The 17943-nt window shown below is 45.1% G+C and carries 24 protein-coding genes; 8 read left to right on the top strand and 16 right to left on the bottom strand.

Annotation, left to right across the window (positions count from 1 at the left end; translation table 11 throughout):
- Positions 1-45: 45 nt before the first annotated feature.
- Entirely contained in the window at positions 46-252 is a 207-nt protein-coding gene (locus tag ICN33_RS07605) for a hypothetical protein (RefSeq protein WP_216195917.1), read from the bottom strand.
- A 165-nt stretch (positions 253-417) separates the two neighbouring features.
- On the opposite strand from ICN33_RS07605, the gene ICN33_RS07610 reads away from it, so the two are divergent.
- From ICN33_RS07610 to ICN33_RS07620, 3 genes are read left to right on the top strand one after another with little or no spacing between them, the layout of a single operon-like run.
- On the top strand, positions 418-1275 hold the full coding sequence (locus ICN33_RS07610) for an LOG family protein (RefSeq protein WP_216195919.1): 858 nt from the start codon (positions 418-420) through the stop codon (positions 1273-1275).
- A gap of 28 nt (positions 1276-1303) precedes the next feature.
- Positions 1304-1816: a hypothetical protein gene (locus tag ICN33_RS07615; protein WP_216195921.1), complete on the top strand. Its 513-nt coding sequence runs from the start codon at positions 1304-1306 to the stop codon at positions 1814-1816.
- Positions 1817-1819: 3 nt separating this feature from the next.
- Positions 1820-3043, top strand: coding sequence for an aminoacetone oxidase family FAD-binding enzyme (locus ICN33_RS07620; RefSeq protein WP_216195923.1), 1224 nt, complete (start codon positions 1820-1822; stop codon positions 3041-3043).
- Here ICN33_RS07620 and ICN33_RS07625 read toward each other — a convergent pair.
- Positions 3040-3801, bottom strand: coding sequence for a TerC family protein (locus ICN33_RS07625; RefSeq protein WP_216195925.1), 762 nt, complete (start codon positions 3799-3801; stop codon positions 3040-3042). The two genes, ICN33_RS07620 and ICN33_RS07625, sit on opposite strands and share 4 nt — an antisense overlap.
- Before the next feature lie 124 nt (positions 3802-3925).
- Entirely contained in the window at positions 3926-4315 is a 390-nt protein-coding gene (locus ICN33_RS07630; RefSeq protein ID WP_216195926.1) for a group II truncated hemoglobin, read from the bottom strand.
- 104 nt (positions 4316-4419) lie between these two features.
- Between ICN33_RS07630 and ICN33_RS07635 the strand changes: the two genes are divergently transcribed.
- Positions 4420-4947, top strand: coding sequence for a hypothetical protein (locus ICN33_RS07635; RefSeq protein ID WP_216195928.1), 528 nt, complete (start codon positions 4420-4422; stop codon positions 4945-4947).
- A 50-nt stretch (positions 4948-4997) separates the two neighbouring features.
- Here ICN33_RS07635 and ICN33_RS07640 read toward each other — a convergent pair whose 3' ends face one another.
- The gene (locus tag ICN33_RS07640) at positions 4998-5219 is read right to left on the bottom strand and encodes a TIGR02450 family Trp-rich protein (protein ID WP_216195931.1); all 222 of its coding nucleotides are present in this window, start codon (positions 5217-5219) and stop codon (positions 4998-5000) included.
- A gap of 21 nt (positions 5220-5240) precedes the next feature.
- The gene (locus ICN33_RS07645; RefSeq protein WP_216195933.1) at positions 5241-5558 is read right to left on the bottom strand and encodes a hypothetical protein; all 318 of its coding nucleotides are present in this window, start codon (positions 5556-5558) and stop codon (positions 5241-5243) included.
- A 128-nt stretch (positions 5559-5686) separates the two neighbouring features.
- Between ICN33_RS07645 and ICN33_RS07650 the strand changes: the two genes are divergently transcribed.
- Positions 5687-6736 (top strand): fumarylacetoacetate hydrolase family protein, encoded by a 1050-nt coding sequence (locus tag ICN33_RS07650; RefSeq protein WP_216195935.1) that lies wholly within the window; start codon positions 5687-5689, stop codon positions 6734-6736.
- Between the two features lie 37 nt (positions 6737-6773).
- On the opposite strand, the gene ICN33_RS07655 is transcribed toward ICN33_RS07650, so the two are convergent.
- Together ICN33_RS07655 and ICN33_RS07660 are read right to left on the bottom strand one after the other, a co-directional pair.
- Positions 6774-8363, bottom strand: coding sequence for a rhodanese homology domain-containing protein (locus tag ICN33_RS07655; RefSeq protein WP_216195937.1), 1590 nt, complete (start codon positions 8361-8363; stop codon positions 6774-6776).
- A gap of 31 nt (positions 8364-8394) precedes the next feature.
- Positions 8395-9369, bottom strand: coding sequence for a tripartite tricarboxylate transporter substrate binding protein (locus tag ICN33_RS07660; protein WP_216195939.1), 975 nt, complete (start codon positions 9367-9369; stop codon positions 8395-8397).
- A gap of 161 nt (positions 9370-9530) precedes the next feature.
- On the opposite strand from ICN33_RS07660, the gene ICN33_RS07665 reads away from it, so the two are divergent.
- Positions 9531-9719, top strand: a complete 189-nt coding sequence (locus ICN33_RS07665) for a hypothetical protein (protein WP_087909716.1) — start codon at positions 9531-9533, stop codon at positions 9717-9719.
- A gap of 94 nt (positions 9720-9813) precedes the next feature.
- On the opposite strand, the gene ICN33_RS07670 is transcribed toward ICN33_RS07665, so the two are convergent.
- The gene (locus tag ICN33_RS07670) at positions 9814-10107 is read right to left on the bottom strand and encodes a DUF1330 domain-containing protein (protein ID WP_255530709.1); all 294 of its coding nucleotides are present in this window, start codon (positions 10105-10107) and stop codon (positions 9814-9816) included.
- Between the two features lie 113 nt (positions 10108-10220).
- On the opposite strand from ICN33_RS07670, the gene mmsB reads away from it, so the two are divergent.
- Positions 10221-11102 carry a 3-hydroxyisobutyrate dehydrogenase gene (mmsB, locus tag ICN33_RS07675; RefSeq protein ID WP_216196593.1) on the top strand — a complete coding sequence of 294 codons (882 nt, stop codon included), beginning with the start codon at positions 10221-10223 and terminating at the stop codon, positions 11100-11102.
- A 14-nt stretch (positions 11103-11116) separates the two neighbouring features.
- Here mmsB and selD read toward each other — a convergent pair whose 3' ends face one another.
- From selD to ICN33_RS07710, 7 genes are all read right to left on the bottom strand, one after another.
- Positions 11117-12184 (bottom strand): selenide, water dikinase SelD, encoded by a 1068-nt coding sequence (gene selD / locus ICN33_RS07680; protein ID WP_216195941.1) that lies wholly within the window; start codon positions 12182-12184, stop codon positions 11117-11119.
- Positions 12185-12218: 34 nt separating this feature from the next.
- On the bottom strand, positions 12219-12797 hold the full coding sequence (locus tag ICN33_RS07685; protein WP_216195943.1) for a TlpA disulfide reductase family protein: 579 nt from the start codon (positions 12795-12797) through the stop codon (positions 12219-12221).
- Entirely contained in the window at positions 12790-13899 is a 1110-nt protein-coding gene (locus ICN33_RS07690; RefSeq protein ID WP_216195946.1) for a transglutaminase family protein, read from the bottom strand. The genes ICN33_RS07685 and ICN33_RS07690 overlap by 8 nt, the downstream gene beginning before the upstream one ends.
- A 73-nt stretch (positions 13900-13972) precedes the next feature.
- Positions 13973-15253, bottom strand: a complete 1281-nt coding sequence (locus ICN33_RS07695) for a DEAD/DEAH box helicase (RefSeq protein WP_216195948.1) — start codon at positions 15251-15253, stop codon at positions 13973-13975.
- A gap of 135 nt (positions 15254-15388) precedes the next feature.
- Positions 15389-15967, bottom strand: coding sequence for a hypothetical protein (locus ICN33_RS07700; RefSeq protein WP_216195950.1), 579 nt, complete (start codon positions 15965-15967; stop codon positions 15389-15391).
- Positions 15968-15987: 20 nt separating this feature from the next.
- A complete protein-coding gene (locus tag ICN33_RS07705; RefSeq protein ID WP_216195952.1) occupies positions 15988-16422 on the bottom strand; it encodes a YbgC/FadM family acyl-CoA thioesterase in 435 nt (144 codons plus the stop codon).
- A gap of 6 nt (positions 16423-16428) precedes the next feature.
- Positions 16429-16866, bottom strand: coding sequence for a GNAT family N-acetyltransferase (locus ICN33_RS07710; RefSeq protein WP_216859653.1), 438 nt, complete (start codon positions 16864-16866; stop codon positions 16429-16431).
- A gap of 161 nt (positions 16867-17027) precedes the next feature.
- On the opposite strand from ICN33_RS07710, the gene ICN33_RS07715 reads away from it, so the two are divergent.
- Positions 17028-17609: a hypothetical protein gene (locus ICN33_RS07715; RefSeq protein WP_255530711.1), complete on the top strand. Its 582-nt coding sequence runs from the start codon at positions 17028-17030 to the stop codon at positions 17607-17609.
- Between the two features lie 105 nt (positions 17610-17714).
- On the opposite strand, the gene ICN33_RS07720 is transcribed toward ICN33_RS07715, so the two are convergent.
- A complete protein-coding gene (locus tag ICN33_RS07720; protein WP_215348965.1) occupies positions 17715-17939 on the bottom strand; it encodes a molybdopterin-binding protein in 225 nt (74 codons plus the stop codon).
- Positions 17940-17943 lie beyond the last annotated feature (4 nt).

The following is a 17943-nucleotide window of genomic DNA, read 5'->3' on the forward strand; positions in this document are numbered from 1 at the left end:
TAAAAAAACCGCGGCGGACCGCGGTTTTATATGCAAATGAAAAGATTATTTCTTAGCATCAGCTGCAGCAGGAGCTGCTGCAGGAGCCGCAGGGGCTTCTGCCGGAGCATCTTTCTTAGCTTCTTCCATATGAGCAGCTTCTGAACCATGCTTTTCACCGCTCATATCAACGTTACCGTCGCCTTTGAGGAGTAAGTATGCTGTGGCACCGATTAAGACTAGTACCATGATGATGATTGAACGGTTGCTCATTGCTTATCCTTCGATTTAGTTGAAATTAAGCCGATATTAACTCGGGATGGACGCCGGGTAAATCCCAATAATCCCTAGAAGCCCATATCTTTGATTGAACTAGGTATTAACACTAATTTAGCCTGCGAGTTAAGATGGCGCTATAGAGACCAAGAAAGTTGCAATATGAGCCCCAAGCTACCCGTTCATAACTCGCAAACCATTACGGAGTTTTTGAATCTTCATCATAGTCAAATATCAGAGGAGGATTCAGACGATTCGTATAAGTTTGCATTTGATGACGAAGCATTTCTAGCTCGTAGAGAAACGATGGGCATTCGCTTTGAATTAGAGCTACTGAAACCCGAAGTTCTGCTCAAACAGCATGGTATTGACCATACGATTACTGTCTTTGGCTCTACTCGTTTTATTAGTCAAGAGCAAGCGCTGGAGCTAGAAGGGCGAGCCAAGACGCCAGAAGAGATTGCGCATGCTAATAAGGCTATGCTGCACAGTGAGTACTATGAGTCAGCACGAGAATTTGGATCCTTAGTCGCCCACTACAACGCAACCCAACAAAAAGATTCTAATAAGCTTCATATCTGTACTGGTGGTGGTCCTGGCATTATGGAGGCAGTAAACCGCGGGGCATTTGAAGCGGGCGATAAAACCATTGGTTTTAATATCAGCCTCCCTAGGGAGCAACAACCCAATCAGTACATTAGTCCAGGACTCAGTTTTCGCTTTCATTACTTTGCGCTACGCAAGATGCATTTCATGTTGAGGGCTAGGGCAATCGTCGCCTATCCAGGAGGCTTTGGCTCCTTTGATGAGTTGTTTGAGGTCTTAACCCTGATTCAAACCAAAAAGGTTGTTCGCATTCCGGTGATTTTGGTGGGCACGAGCTACTGGAATGAGATGCTGAACTTTAAGCAGATGGTGGAATTCGGTGTGATTGATGAAGAAGATATGCAGAGTATTCACTTTACAGAGACGGCAGAGGAGGCTTGGCAGGTAATTCAAGATTGGTATCAGTTAGGCTGAGCATCCTAGCCCCTGTAAAATCATCACCATGAATCCCCCGCAAGCCAATCTCGCCACTTCACTTGACCTTCCTGGCTATCTGCTTGGGGGTGCCATGTTATTGCTGGTGATGATTTTTCATGGCGTTGTATTGCTCCAGATCGCGAAGCGATATGAGGTGAAAACCTTTTTGTATTTGGCTGAAAAGAAATACTCTGCTGTAGCACTCTGTTTTTACGTTAGTGTCTTTTGCTTGTTCTTGACCCATATTGCTGAAATATTAATTTGGGGTATCGCTTTGTACGCATTTAAGCTGCTGCCTGCTCTGGGCCAAAGCATTTTATTTAGTGGCAGTACATACACTGCAATGGGATTTATGGAAGATATTCTTCCTGACGGATGGAAAATGCTTGCGGTCATCATCGCTTTTTCTGGGATGTTTTCTTTTGCATGGACTGCATCGGTCATGATTTCTATGACCAAGAACTTTCGTCAAGCGTACACCAAGCTTCATATGAGAAAACTCAATATCTCATCCGATATCATTGATCGTTTTGAGTAATGTATGAGTAAAGCTTGGGATGCCATCATTATCGGTGGTGGTGCTGCAGGTCTATTCTGTGCTGGAGTTGCTGGCCAGTTAGGAAAAAAAGTACTCGTACTTGATCACGCAGAAGTATTGGGTGAAAAGATTCGTATTAGTGGGGGTGGCCGCTGTAACTTCACCAATCTACATAGCAGCCCAGCAAATTTTCTATCCCTCAATCAGCATTTTGTTAAAAGTGCGCTTGCTCGTTATCCCTCAACGGAATTCATCAAGCTAGTTGCCTCTTATGGAATTAATTACCATGAGAAGCACCAGGGTCAATTATTTTGTGATGACTCTGCCAAACAAATTATCGACTTGCTTTTCGCTGAATGTGCCAAAGGGAATGTGGCCCTACGAAATCCAGTCGTGGTTCAGTCAATTCAGCAAGAGGGTGATCAATGGACTGTTATGACTAACGCTGGCACTGAAAAATCTAAGGCAGTAGTGATGGCAACTGGTGGTTTACCAGTTCCTGCGATTGGTGCAACTGCTTACTCTTTGGATATTGCCAAGCAGTTTGGGCTAAATGTGATAGATCCAAGACCCGCTCTAGTGCCGCTTTCATTTACTGCTGATAATTTTGGGAGTCTCAATGAGTTAGCCGGCCTTAGTGTCCCAGTCAGAATCGCTTCTGGCTCTAAAGGCCATCGTTATGGTGCTTGTAGATTTAATGAGGATCTGCTGCTTACTCATAAAGGGCTGTCTGGCCCTGCGGTTCTGCAAGCAAGTAGCTATTGGGAAGAGGGCGAACCCATCCATATTGATTGGTTGGGTGCAATTGAGCGTCCCGGTGGGTTTAATTGCGATACGCTTTTTAATGATGAAGAAAATCGCCTAAAGCTTGTCGAAACGATTCTGGCCTCGGTTCTACCGCAGCGCCTAGCCAAAGCATTTGCTGATCAAAAAAACTTAACGGGACGTAAGTGGGCGGAAGTTTCTAAAAAAGATCGTCAATCCCTCAAAGAGCTTATTACAAACTGGTCAGTTAAGCCTGCGGGCACATTAGGATGGAAAAAAGCTGAGGTGATGCTTGGTGGCGTAGACACTAAAGATCTCGATGGGCAGACCATGATGTCGCGTAAACATGCAGGACTATTCTTTATTGGCGAATGCGTGGATGTCACAGGCCACTTAGGCGGACATAACTTCCAATGGGCCTGGGCGAGCGGCTTTGCTTGCGCGCAGGCTTTATCAATTTAGGGCTGTCGCTTTTTCTTTTCTCGCGAGCGGATGTTTAAAAGCTCGACCGCTAGTGAAAATGCCATGGCTACATAGACATAGCCTTTGGGAATGTGAACACCCATACCCTCAGCTATCAGCACTACACCTACAACTGTCAGAAACGACAAGGCCAGCACTTTGATTGAGGGGTGGCGATGAACAAAATCACCAATTGGTTTTGCTGCAATCAACATAATAAGGACGGATGCCAGAACTGCTGCGATCATGATGCTAATTTGATCGACCATACCTACCGCGGTAATGACGCTGTCTAAAGAGAAGATAATATCTAGCAGACCGATTTGTAAAACGGATCCAATAAATAAAAAAAGCATCGACTTAGTATTACTTTTCCCTTGAGATTCACCTTGCTCGTCACCATGCTCCCCAACTTCGACCTCTACATAAATTTCTTTAGAGGCTTTCCAGATTAAGAAGAAGCCGCCAAGTAGCAAGATTAAATCTCTACCGCTAATGGATTTCTCGGCAATACTAAAAAGTGGCTCGGTCAGGCCCATGACCCATGAAAGGCTGAGCAATAAAAGAATTCGAGTGACTAAGGCAAAAATCAAACCAAAGCGGCGAACTTTCTCACGAATCTCTGCAGGAAGTCTGTTGGCGATAACGCTAATGAAAATAATGTTATCGATGCCAAGAATAATCTCTAGGGCGGAGAGTGTTAAAAAGGCGACCCATGCATTGGGGTCGCACAGAAGTTGCATGATGCTTTCGATCATTGTTTACTTTACAGATATGACAATAGACAAAGTGTATCTAAGTTAAATAACGGCCACCCCAGGTTCTGAAGCCCATACTAAATATCGGGACATTCTCTGAATGCCAGGTTTGACAGATTTATTACTATTTAGGCTGATTTCTCATCCAGTCGGCAGTATTAAAAAAGGATTCTTCTAATTGCTTTGCAGCATTGCCGTCAATTCCACATTCTTTCATAGCTGTATACATACAAGCTAGCCATTGATCTCGTTCCTTTAAGCCAATCTTGAACGGTAGATGACGTGCTCTGAGCATTGGGTGGCCATATTTTGGGGAGTAAATATCAGAACCCCCCATCCAGCCAGTGAGAAAAAATTTGAGCTTTTCACGAGAGCCTGACAAATCCTGGGGATGCATTGCGCGCAAATCGCTAAAAATGGGTTCTAGGGCCATCAAATCGTAAAAACGATCAACCAATTGGTCAATTTGGTCTATTCCGCCTATGGACTCATAAATGGATATTTTTTTAGTCATATTGTCATTTTAATGCGGTAAATTCGGGGAATTGGCAGTTGAGCAAATTCGGTATAGAGTTAAATGTTGAAACACTATTAACCCTTGTTTATAGGAGCGTAAAAATGGATGCAAAAGATTTACAAAAATGGCAAAGAGAAAAAGCTAAAGAACTATTTGACTACTCGCATACTCTTCTAGAGGCTGCTAAAAAGTTAAGTGAACATCATTTAGCCGAGATTGAATGGGGCATGAAGAATGCACTTGATAGCGCTAAGTCAGCTGCTAAAAATGATTTAGCTAAATTAAAAGATCTACAAGAAGAGGCAACAAAAGAGGCTGCCAAGCGTGCAACCGTTTATCAGAAGAAGGTAAAGTCGGTTTTAAAAGAGCTTGGTGATGGAGCTGCCGATGAAACTGAAAAGCATTTGGAAAAAGTTCGCAGCTCCTTAGTCAGCTGGTTGGAAGATGCTGAAAATAAATTGCCAGCTCATGCTGACAAGCTATCAAAAGTTGTCCATGAGATGTCGACTACAGGTCAGAATATGTTTAAAGAAGGTCGCCGTATTGTTAATGAAGTAGCCGAGACTGCGGAAAAGAATATTGACGACTTGGTTAAAAAATCTGCAACCAAGAAGAAGTCGGGTGAGTAGTAACTTCTGTTGATGTAAATACGAAAACCGCTTCAGAGATGAGGCGGTTTTTATTTCCAGCCCTGTAACCATAACTCGCTATTGCTGAGGTCACGCCAAGGAATCTGCGTGGTTTTCTTGGAATAGACCGCCTCAATTTCCACAAACTCAATTTTTTCGCTAGGAGGCTCAGGAAGTATTACCTTGCTAACCAAAAAATGTTTTTGCTTGGCGATGGGTTGAACTGCCGTCCATTTGGTCAGCAGTAATTTCTTGGGACTTAATCGATTCATCTTGTGCCGCTTATCCTATTCTTATAAAGCAGCGCATTGAAACTCTTGCCCATTATTCAGAAGCAACCCTGAGGAAGGGGTAAATGTAACGCTTGATTGTGTCGTTTGAGCCGGACATTTTTGATCAAAATAACTTTGATTGCCCAGACTTCCGCAGAAGTCTAATTGATCACCCTTAAATTCCATTTGGGCTTTGCGCAGCACCATGGAAATCTTTGCATCACTCGTGGAGCTGCAATTCCAAGTGGTGTAACTCTCTCGTCCACAGGCGCAGAGCCCCAAGAGAATTGAAAAGCAGGCAAGAAGGCGAATGTAGGCTGGGTTTTGCGGAGGGTGCATCCGCCAAGGATAGTCATTTTTTCAATATTCTGCCTAAGATCTGGGTTTGGTATTAATATTTACGGCAGATCGTTTGGACAACGTATCAGCATTCATAAAACATTAATAAAAAGATCAAAGGAGACGCTGTGGATACAAATCGTAGAGATGCTCTTAAATTAGGAGCATCCGCTGCTGTGAGTGGCATGTTTATTTCTAATGCCATTGCCGCCCCTGATGGCCAGCCACCCATTGTGGTTGAGCCTTTAACTGGTAATGCTGGTCTCAGAATTGCCAACTTCCTACCAAAAATGGGCGCCACTTCTAGATTAGGTTTAGTAACAAATGACGGCCTGGTAGTGGATATTCCTGTTGAGGCTGCTCGGCAAAAAATACAGCTCTCATTTGACCCCACTTCAATGATTTCACTGGCGGCTTCGGGGAACAAAGGTTTGCTTGAGTTGGCAGCGTTATTTAAGGGTCGCGGAAGTAATTTAATTAATGTTAATCAAGTGATTTTGTTATCACCTATTCCTAAACCACAAAGTAATATTTATTGTGTGGGCTGGAACTATTTAGATCATTTTGAAGAGGGTCTTAAACACCGTGCTGATACTGCTGTAAAGGAGTATCCAAAGGTTCCCGTACTCTTTACAAAAGGTACGCAAACCATGAACGGCCCCTTCGATCCCATTCCATACGATGGTAGTTACTCGACTATGATTGACTGGGAGGCTGAGTTAGCGCTAGTAATCGGTAAGAAGGGCAAAAATATCTCTGAAGAGAATGCGATGGATTATGTCTTTGGCTATTCCGCTTATAACGACACTACTGCTCGCGATGTGCAGCAAAAACGTCACTCTGGGCAATGGTTCAAGGGCAAGAGTTTGGATGGACATGGCCCAATGGGTCCGTGGATCGTTACTGCCGGTGGCGTTAATTTAGATGACACTCGCATTATCTGTCGCGTTAATGGGGTTGAAAAACAAAACGCCAGCTATAAGCAAATGTACTTCAAGATTCCGGTAATTATCTCCGAGCTCTCACGTAGTCTTACTCTATTGCCTGGTGACATCATTGCAACTGGAACTCCATCTGGGGTTGGTGCCGGAAGAACTCCTCAGGAGTTTATGAAGCCGGGCGATGTAATGGAGACAAATATCACCGGCATCGGCATCATCCGAAACAAGATTGTTTAACCGGTTAACCCAGCGCTTTCCTGATAACAGCAAGGACCTAGAGAACCCAGAAGTGATGGGTTCCGTCCTTGCCCAACTGCTCAACTAAACCAAACTCCCAGTCGAGATAGGCCTGCATTGCTGCGGGATCTACGTTGGTTCCTTCATAAGGGCGCTTGTAGCGATCTAGGGGAGGTGAGGCTAGATGACTTGGACCCTTCTCTAGTTCCAGTCCCGCTTTTACCCAAGCAGCATTTCCGCCTTCCAAAATAAGGACTTCAGCATTTGTTAATGCTTGAAGCTCTTGTGCTGCAAAGAGGCTGAGTTCGCTCGGTGAGCTCGTCACGATATAGCGATCTACCTGAGGAATCTTTTTCATGGCTTGTGCAAGCTGTGATCGCAGGGCGTACCAGCCACCAGGAATGTGTCCCTTAACGTAGTTAGCATGTGTGCTGAAGTCAATAGCAACCGTATTGCTATCTGTTTTTAACCAATTGGAGACTGTTGCCGCATCAACGGTGTCAAGTGCTGGAAGGGCGGGTAGGGGCGTCTTCCAGATTCCCTTTTCAGTCAGGTCAGAAAGCGTCACTCCATCAAGCACATATACATCCCAAGCCATTTGTGCCAACCAGGAAGCGGGCATATTTGCACGTACACCGCCACCACTAGGATCAACTAACACTACGCGAGCACCTCGGACTGGAGCAACCATCTCGGTTTCTTGAACTAGCTGTCCGCCAGGCACGGATCTAAATCCTGGAAGATGACCCGCCTCATATTCTTCGGGCGTACGTGTGTCAAAAAAATACGTGGTCCGTTCGGACTGCGCTTGCCATTTCTGAGTATCCGCAAGGCTGGCACGTTTAACGCCTGCTCTATCGGCAACGCTACGGGCGCGTTCTGCCGCATCATTTTTGGTAGCTTCACTCACTTCCTGAAATTTCCTGCTTTGACCTTTATCTAACTCTTGTCCTGCTAAGGTCCAACCAATCGTACCGTTGCGTAGCGCATTCACTTCGTTTGGAATACCGGCATTAATGAGCGACTGTGTGCCGATAATGCTACGGGTTCTGCCTGCGCAGTTCACAATCACTTTTGTTTTGGGATTGGGTGCTAATTCTGGGAGGCGAAGAACAAGCTCTGCACCTGGAACGCTAATTCCCGTAGGGATGCTCATCGTGTTGTATTCATCAAAGCGACGGACATCCACAACAACGACATCTTCTTTGCTATCGATTAATTGCTTTACCTCTTGGGCGGATAAGGATGGGGTGTGTCGTTTGGATTCAACGAACTCGCCAAAAGACTTACTTGGAACATTGACATCTTTAAATACTTCACCGCCTGCCGCCTTCCAACCCTTTACACCACCTTCGAATACGGATACATCGGTAAAGCCTAAATTGATTAAGCGCCCAGCTGCTAACTGGGCAAATCCTTCGCCGTCATCTAGCGTAATGATGGGTACATTTTTCTTTGGTAGCTTAGCGTAAGCATCAACTTCAACTCTAGAGAGAGGAAGGTTTGCAGCAAAAAGAGGGTGCTCTTGTGCATGAGGATCTTCTTCGCGCACATCTAGAAAGCCAATTTCTTCTTTGTTAAGAAGTTTGTTGCGAACATAGGAATAGTTTTTGGTCTGAATGGTCATGCTGTCTCTGATTAATTTGATTGATTGATTTTTAGTCTAATTTAGCGCCGGACTTTTTAACTACTTCGCCCCAGCGTGTAATTTCTTGGTTGATATAAGCAGCAAGCTCAGGGCGCGTCATCTTGGGTACGCTTGCACCCATGGCTGCCCAGCGCTCTTTGATCTCAGGTGAGGCTAATGCAATCTGTACTTCAGCGCTCATCTTATCGGCGATATCTTTAGGCGTTCCTTTGATTGCCCACATGGCGTACCAGCTAGATACGATGAAATTGGATATACCTAATTCCTGGGCGGTCGGTACATTCGGAAATGCATCTACTCGTTTAGAGGTTGCTACCGCTACTGCAATAAGTTGACCGTTCTTAATGAATGGTGCTGCACCTGCGAGGGTGTCAAACATCATGTCAACTTGGCCAGCAACTAAGTCTTGGAGAGCAGGCCCAGTACCGCGATAGGGAATGTGCGTAATGAACAATTTGTTCTGCATCTTAAAGAGTTCGCCGGTTAAATGTTGCGAGGTGCCATTACCCGTAGATGCATAGTTATATTTGCCCGGATGCTTGCGAATCTCTTCCATGATCGATTTCAGATCATTCTTTGGGAACTTAGTTGGGTTCACAACGATGACATGGGGAACGCTACCAATAATCGCAATAGGCTCAAAATCTTTGGTGATGTCATAAGAGAGGTTGGTATACATGCTTGGCGCAATGGAATGATGCACCGCACCAAGAAGCCAGGTATAGCCATCTGGCGCCATTTTTGCTGCAACTGCAGCACCCAGAGTTCCGCCTGCACCACCGCGGTTATCAACCACGATTGAGTCATTTAATTGGGTTGAAAGCTGTTTGGCAAGAGGGCGTCCAAAAGCGTCTACAGCCCCGCCTGGCGGGAAGGGGTTGATAAAGGTGATCGGTTTGTTAGGCGTTGGCCAGGAAGTGTTTTGGGCATTGGCTGAGAGCCCAATAAGGGCGCCAATAAGCAATAGAACAACTTTTTTAATCATGATGTATGTCTCTGGACTATATTTTTATTAATACTCCTATTTTGGCTGAACACGCCGATATAAGAGTTATCCCTGATTTAGGGGGCGATTTTCTATGGTTTTTATGGGGATATACTGACTTCGCTGTCGGTACAAATACTCAATTATTCATAGGAGACGAGATGTCACAACACGATACATTGTTGGCTGCTTTTGAGACTTACAAAGCTGAAAACGAAAAATTTATTGAAAAAGGTATTAAGGCATCTGCTGCACGTGCACGTAAGGCCTTGCAAGAAATCGCTGGCGCCTGCAAAGAGCGTCGTAAAGAAATTACTGCTACTAAAGAGGCAATGGAAGCAAAGAAGTAATTCTCACTCCAGACTGATTATCAAGCCTAGCTTTTACGAGCTAGGCTTTTTTGCTTGTGCGCAACGAAATTAAAAATAGCGCGAGATTGCAACCCTAAGTAGTAATGCTAAATAAAGTGAGTTTCATTGCCTTGCTTCTAATGGGAACAAGCGCTTGGTACTCAGGGCTATTGGCCCAAGTATGCGCATCCTGTGTACTTGGAAATTCCAGCTCTACAAAGGTGTTGAATGGTGCGCTACCTAGTTCATTCCAAAAGAGCTCGGCAACTGAGCCCCGATTTTTTATCGAGCCTTTATAAAGCTCAACCGTTTGACCAACTTGGGAGCGGTATTGCTCAAAGGCGCTCAGATCACCCAATTCCATTAGACCAATGACTTTGACCATCATGACTCCCTATATATAAATTACCGAAAACCAAAAGAGTATATCCACGCTATAGTGAAGGTGTGAATACAAGGCAATTTTTTCAGTTGGGCCTCAAGAAAGCAATCAAAAGGAGCATTATGAAAATCGGATTTATTGGGCTTGGCAATATGGGCTTACCAATGGCCCTCAGCTTATTAAAAGCAGGTCATCAAGTTACAGGCTTTGATTTAGTAAAGAGTCAACTAGATGCATTTGCTGCTGCAGGGGGTGTTGTTGCGGTCGATGCAAACGCTACAGCAAAGGATGCGGATGTATTAATTAGCATGTTGCCTGCGTCCCGCCATGTGGAAGGCTTGTATCTTGGAGATGCCGGCTTATTGGCAAATGCCAATCCTAAGACGCTCCTAATCGACTGCTCAACGATTTCACCGAACGTAGCGCAAACAGTTGCCGCTGCTGCCAAAGCAAAAGGATTTGTCATGATTGATGCGCCAGTCTCAGGCGGGACTGCTGGGGCACAAGCGGGTACCTTAACCTTTATGGTCGGCGGCGATACCGGTGGGGTTGAGTGCGCGCGTCCCCTTTTGGAAAAGATGGGCAAGAATATCTTTCATGCAGGCGCCAATGGAGCAGGACAGACCGTCAAAGTCTGTAAGAACATGCTTTTAGGTATTCAGATGCTTGGAACCAGTGAGGCACTACGCTTAGGAATTGCTAATGGCATGGACCCTAAAGTTCTTTCTGACATCATGTCTAAAAGCTCAGGACGCAATTGGGCTTTGGAGTTGTATAACCCGTGTCCGGGCGTCATGGAAAACGTACCATCCTCAAAAGGCTATGCCGGTGGCTTTGGTGTAGATCTGATGCTGAAAGATTTAGGCTTAGCAGTTGAGAACGCAGAAAATCTAGATGCAAGCGTTCCCCTCGGAAAACTAGCACAACAACTTTATGAAAATCACAGCAAGGCAGGCAATGGGCAGCTTGATTTCTCAAGCGTATTTAATCTCAAGAAATAAGAACTCAGAATTATTTATGAGATAACCAGAGGCTTTTCTTGTCGCTTACTCATTTGACCAATGACGCGAGCGCCCAAGAAGTGATGTTGATTAAAAATATCTAACACTTCTTTCACGCTATCTGGACTGCACGAAACTAGCAAGCCACCGCTGGTTTGTGGATCGGTTAATAAGGCGCGTTGGGCTGGTGTGAAGTCTGAGGGGATGCCAACTTCATCGCCATAGCTGAGCCAGTTGCGATCGGATGCGCCGGTAATGACACCATCATCAGCAAGATTTTGTACATTGGAGAGAAGAGGTACTTGGCTCCAATCAATATGCGCTGTGCAGTTGGAGCCTCGCGCCAATTCTAATGTGTGGCCTGCTAATCCAAATCCAGTAACGTCGGTAAGTGCATGAACGCCAGCAAGTTTGGCTAAATCAGGACCAGCGGAATTGAGTTTGGTGGTATTTGAGATCATCTCTCGATAGCCATCTGGACTCAGCAAATCTTTTTTCAGTGCGGCAGATAAAACGCCAACACCCAATGGTTTTCCGAGGATGAGTACGTCACCTGGTTGGGCGCTGGCATTACTTTTCACACGCTTAGGATCCACAATGCCAATAGCGACTAGCCCATAAATAGGCTCAACTGAGTCAATCGTATGTCCACCTGCAATTGGAATGCCAGCACTACGACAAGCCTCGGCACCACCCTCTAAAATTCGGGCAATCGTTTTATTGGACAACACTTTAATTGGCATACCGACTAAAGCAAGGGCAAATAAAGGCGTGCCACCCATTGCATAGATATCGCTAATAGCATTGGTTGCAGCAATTTTTCCGAAGTCAAATGGATCATCCACAATCGGCATAAAAAAGTCGGTTGTTGCTACGATGGCTTGAGATTCATTGATCTGATAAACAGCCGCATCATCGGAGGTCTCAATGCCAATTAGCAACTCTTTTGGGAAAGGAAGTTGCGGAACGTTCTTCAGGATTTCAGAAAGTACGCCGGGGGCAATTTTGCAACCACAGCCACCACCATGAGAGAGGGAGGTAAGGCGAGGTTCAGCGGGGTTGATTGTGTTCACAGTATTCATATGGCGAGGGTATCAGATGCTAAGAAATTATTACTTATTGGCGAAGTAAGGACTCTATTTTCCCTTTAACTTCATTGCTTTCGACATTTTCAATGGCGCCTATCCATACTCCTTCTATTCTGCCGCTCTTACTGACAAGAAAGGTGGTTGGTAGGCCGCGTGCCTTCCAGGTCTTATAGACCGTGCTATTGCGATCGAGAAGTATTTCAACGCTATTTTCTGAAAAGCCATTTCCTTTTAGAAACTGTATGACGCGTGGTTTCATTTCAGCAAGGTTAACCGCTAGCACGACTAGGCCTTTGGGCCCATAGCTTTCCTGCAGTTGAGTCAGCTCATCAAATTCTTCACGACAAGGCTCGCACCAGCTTGCCCAAAAGTTGACGACGACGACTTTCCCTTTGAGACTTGCTATATCCACTGGTTTGCCAGATAGATTGTTAAGCTGTAATGGTGGCGCTAATTGCGGGAGCCCCAATTTCGCCGGTGACTGCCATTCAGCTTGGACCGAATAACTAGTCAGCGCAAGAAAAGAAAAAATCAGCGCGAGAGCAAAGTCTCGGACTGACTTATGGGCGAACAACCCCATCAAATATCTCAGTAATGAATTAACCAATACGCCTACTAGTAATTTTGTACTTGAAATTATCTGGATCAAGAGAGTCAAAGCGACCTTCAGTATTTTCAGCCTGTGGATACATTAAGAACGGAATCTCGCCTTTCTTGCCCAAAGTGGAGCCTGGAAGAGATAGGTCATGGTCATAGTTATAGGCCATCCAGTTCATTTCCCAATTGCCAAAGAGGTAATCGCGAATAGCAATAACTTTAGGATCAGTAACGGCTAAACCACCAGTTTCTTCGAGAATGACTTTACGTACGTCTGCTGGATCTACTGGAACCCATCCATACCCTGAGGCATAGAACTCTGCGCGGCAATGTTGTGCTTTAGTGATATCGCCAGATTTTCCCAGGCTCTTATAGCCACGTGCAGAATCTGCAATCCGAATACCGTACACATCGCGGGCGGGCAAGCCAACTGAGCGTGCAAGCGCCACAAAGACCGCGTTGATATCAGCGCACTTGCCACCAAGGTTATTGGTTTCCAACATTAACTTGACATCACCTTGACCGCAACCACGTGTTTTTGGATCGCGGCGTGTGTTATCTACCACCCAGTTATAAATCGCTTTAGCTTTATCAACATCGCTAGCATTGGCTGGCAAGCTTGCGATACATTCCAGAGCCTTGGCTTTAACGATTCCATCGGTCGGGAGGTATTTGGTGCCACGGGTCCAAAAGCGCTGCTCTTCTTTGGAAAGCTTGAGAGACGGGTTGGGTGTAGCAAATTCAAGATTACGATTACGCGTGCTTACAAGGATAGAAACTTTAACTGTATGGTTGTTAGCAGATTTATCCCACTTAGTCCAAAGCATCCGAGCTTGTTTATTTGGAGTCTCATAAATCTGATTGATTGCTTTAGGGTCGCTGGCTTCGGGTCGAATAGCTAATGTTTTGAAGTAGTCGGTATCTAAAACAAGTGGCAGCGGTATCCAAGTTTCTGCAGTTCCATTAGGAGATTCCAAGTTCACTTCAGTCACAATCTCGTAAGTTGTCCACTCAGATGAAGACTGTGCAAAAGCGGATGCGATTGGGCTAAGTGTTGGGAGAGCAAATGCACCAACAATGGTTTTGATGGCCGAGCGACGTGATGTAGTCATGATTTCCTAATTACCTATAAAAATAGATATGACAGTATTAAAAATGAGGGATGTCTCTATTTTAGCGAATGGCCTAGCGATTAAAGCTTCTTTTAGGCGGGCTACTACGCTTGGCAGGAGCCTTTTTAGCCGGAACTCCACCTGATCCTGCGGGTCTTGGCTTTCTGGATTGCTGATGCTGTTGACTCCGCAACTGAATCGGTTGAGCCACCGCATTAGGATCTGGTTCAAAGCCGGCAATGACTTCTTGCGGCAGTTTTTGTTTGATGAGCTTCTCAATATCCCTGAGCATTTGATGCTCGTCAACGCAGACCAAAGATACCGCTACGCCATTTGAGCCTGCACGACCTGTGCGTCCAATGCGATGGACATAGTCTTCGGAGACATTCGGCAGGTCATAGTTCACCACATGAGGTAGCTGATCAATATCGATACCACGCGCAGCAATATCAGTAGCAACTAAGGCGGTTAATTTACCCGCCTTAAAGTCAGCCAAAGCTTTGGTACGTGCGGATTGGCTTTTATTACCATGGATGGCCATACTAGTGATGCCATCTTTTTCTAATTGAGTTACTAATTTGTTCGCACCATGCTTAGTGCGCGTGAAGACCAACACTTGCTTCCAGTCATTGCTCTGAATGAGATGGGCTAAGAGCGGATGCTTCTTTGTTCTATCCACTGGGTGAATCAATTGGGCAATCGCTTCGTTAGCGCTATTGCTACGTGCCACTTCAATTAGCTCAGGCGCATTTAATAAGCCATCAGCCAATGCCTTGATCTCAGTAGAGAAGGTTGCTGAGAAGAGAAGGTTCTGACGCTTCTTTGGAAGAGCGGCCAAGATTTTCTTAATATCGCGCAGAAAGCCCATATCGAGCATGCGATCTGCTTCATCGAGAACTAATATTTCAATATCATTTAATGACACACAATTTTGTGACATCAAATCCAATAAACGTCCAGGTGTAGCAACCAAAATATCTAGACCACTAGCAATGGCTTTAATTTGTGGATTAGCACCAACACCACCAAAGATGACGGTGGACTTAAGGCCGGTGTATTTGCCATAGGTCACAACAGACTCTTGGACTTGAGCTGCTAATTCACGAGTAGGCGTCAGAATTAAGACACGTAAAAGACGTTTTCCTGAGCTTGGTTTGGTTGATGTTAAACGTTGCAGAATCGGCAGAGTAAACCCAGCAGTTTTGCCTGTGCCAGTTTGTGCTGCCGCTAAAAGATCGCCGCCTTTGAGAACTGCCGGAATGGATTTAGCTTGAATCGGGGTGGGGCTGGTGTAGCCTTCTTCTGCAATAGCGCGAAGAATAGGTTCTGATAAACCAAGATCTGTAAATAACATAGGGACCAATAAAGTATTGGCCCGTATTCAATTAAACGACTATCCCGGCCAATGGGGTGAGCTGCCACGCTAGAGCGTTTGCAGTAAGAAGCTCTATTTTAAGTCATCGCCATCAAAATCCAGCGAATTAGTGAATTACGCAGGATTCCATAGGTTTGGTACGACAGTATTAGCATATCCAGAGACGAATGATTTCTCAGAGCCAGTTGCAGGGTCAAACACTGAACGATGAATGCGTCCGATATTGCCTCCATACACATGAATGCTGATTGAAGTCTTATCGCTCAGACTGTTCTCCACTATATGAATGTCATGAGTATCCGGTGACACGGTATCAACGTGCCCAGGCGAACTAATGCAGGCCTCTCCCGCCTTGAAGCTGCCATTTGCTTGGCGATAGTAGGGTGTGCCTGTTTCTTCGCCGCGCAATTGGCCAATCATTCCCCAAACTGTGTGATTGTGAACGGGTGTCTTTTGACCTGGTCCCCACACAAAACTCACAACAGAAAATCGATCTAATGGATCGGCATAGAGGAGGTATTGCTGATAGTACTGTGGGTGCGGTTTAGTAAATTCTTCTGGCAACCAATCATCTTGTGCAATCAGTTTCTCCAGTATCTTTTTTCCATCAGTAAAAATAATCTCTTCACTAGGCTGCTTCTCAAGCAGAACGCTCAGTTCTTTTACAAAGGTCAGTAATTTTCCATCAGACATATTGGGCTCCATTGCGAGCATCACTCGGCAAGAAATAATCCATCAGGCCAAGCCTTTGGTTTAAGGGTATTGGTATCCACACAGACGATATGCAATACAGCGCTAGCAATAACTTGCAATTCATCGCCATCGGGAAGCTTTCTCTGTGCAGTTTGTTTAACCGTTACTTGAGTGCGTCCACGATGCTCAATCACTTGGTCAATATAGAGAATGTCATCAAGGCGACCTGGCTTATAAAAGTTCATCGTAAGTTCACGCACGGGCATGACGATATTCATTTCGTTGATGAGCTTGGTAGGGCTAAGGCCACGTTGGGCAAGCCACTCTGCACGACTACGTTCAAATATTTCCAGATAGCGTCCGTGATAAACAAAGCCAGCGGCATCCGTGTCGGAATAACAAACGCGATGGGTGTAAGTACAGACAGGGGAGTTTGGGGTAGAGGTAGTAGTCATTGCTGGTTAAATCAAACTTGGTAATAAAAGAATCATATTACGATGGGGAATGCCTGCTTCATCGTAGGTAGAACCCTGTACCTGAAAGCCGTGTTTTTCATAGAAAGGGATGGCAGTCACTTGAGAGTGCAGGACGATGGAATCCGTTTTTTGTGATTGAGCGAGATCAATCAGCTTTTTTAGGATTTGCTTGCCCAGCCCCTGATGTCTATATTGGGCTAAAACGGCCATACGTCCAATTTGAGCTTGTCCTTTACCCAAATCCACCAGTCTTCCCGTGCCAATGCAGCGTCCATCTTGCAGGGCTAGAGCATGAGCGGCCAAAGGATCAAATTCGTCTAATTCGAGCTCGGCTGGAACCCCTTGCTCTCCAATGAATACCTCCTGGCGCACCAAAAAGGCGCCTACCTCAGCCTCTGTCCACGGTTTTATCAGTATTTCCAAGATAGATGGAGTCTCAAATTGTTATTAATGGCTCAATTTACCAAGGAAGAAGGATTTTATATAGTTCTATGCCGGACAAAAAGCGCCCCTTTCCGTGGTTACAATGAATTGTGGCTCCATATTGAGCCCATCTGAAACCTTTTACTCAATTAGGAGTTATTTTGAAGAAATCTTTATTAGCTGGTTTGTTTGCTGCAGTTGGCATTACCTGTGCAGCTTCTGTTTTTGCACAAGCACCCGCAAAAATGTTGCCTTTAGCTGCTGAAGTTGTTGTTCTTAGCGCAACTGTTGACTCTGTGGATGTTAAAAAACGTATCGTTGTTTTGAAAGATGCAAACGGTAATTTGGCGCAAATGAACGTTTCTAAATCTATCAATGATTTAGATAAAGTTAAAAAAGGCGATGTGTTCTTGGTTGAGCATGCTCAAGCGATTGCTGTTGGATTGACAGCGGTTGGCAAAGATCAGAAGCCAGGCGTTTCTGGTGTGCGCTCTGTAGTAGTAGCGGGCAAAGGTTCTGCTAAGCCATTTGAAGAAACTACAGAAACTGTTTACGCAACTGTAAAGATTTCAACGATTGATCAAAAGACACGTATCGTTACTTTCACACTGCCAAGCGGCGAGAAGCAAAAAGTTAAAGTGGATCCATCTGTTCTTGGTCTTGAGAAATTCAAAGCTGGTGATGACGTAATGGTTGAGTTCGTTGACGACACAGCTATTGGTTTCGTAACACCGAAGAAATAAGTCTGAAGAATTATTGAAAAGACTGGGTAGTACACCAGTAATAAAAAAGCCCGCAGATGCGGGCTTTTTTATGTCTAGACCACTCCAAATAGATGGGGCGATAATTTATGCACTCTTGGCAATCATGACATCAGAAGCTTTGATAACTGCCCAAGCCTGATCTCCAACCTTGAGGTTGAGTTCATCAACCGCTTCATTAGTGATAGACGCAGTCACAATATGACCCCCTCCGATATCAAGCTTTACATGAGAAGTGGTCTGACCCATTTTGAGTTCCACTACTTTTCCGTTAAGGGTGTTACGTGCGCTGAGTTTAACTTTGAGTTCCATGATT

This window comes from Polynucleobacter sp. UB-Tiil-W10, from assembly GCF_018881605.1.
In the GTDB taxonomy this organism is placed as follows: domain Bacteria; phylum Pseudomonadota; class Gammaproteobacteria; order Burkholderiales; family Burkholderiaceae; genus Polynucleobacter.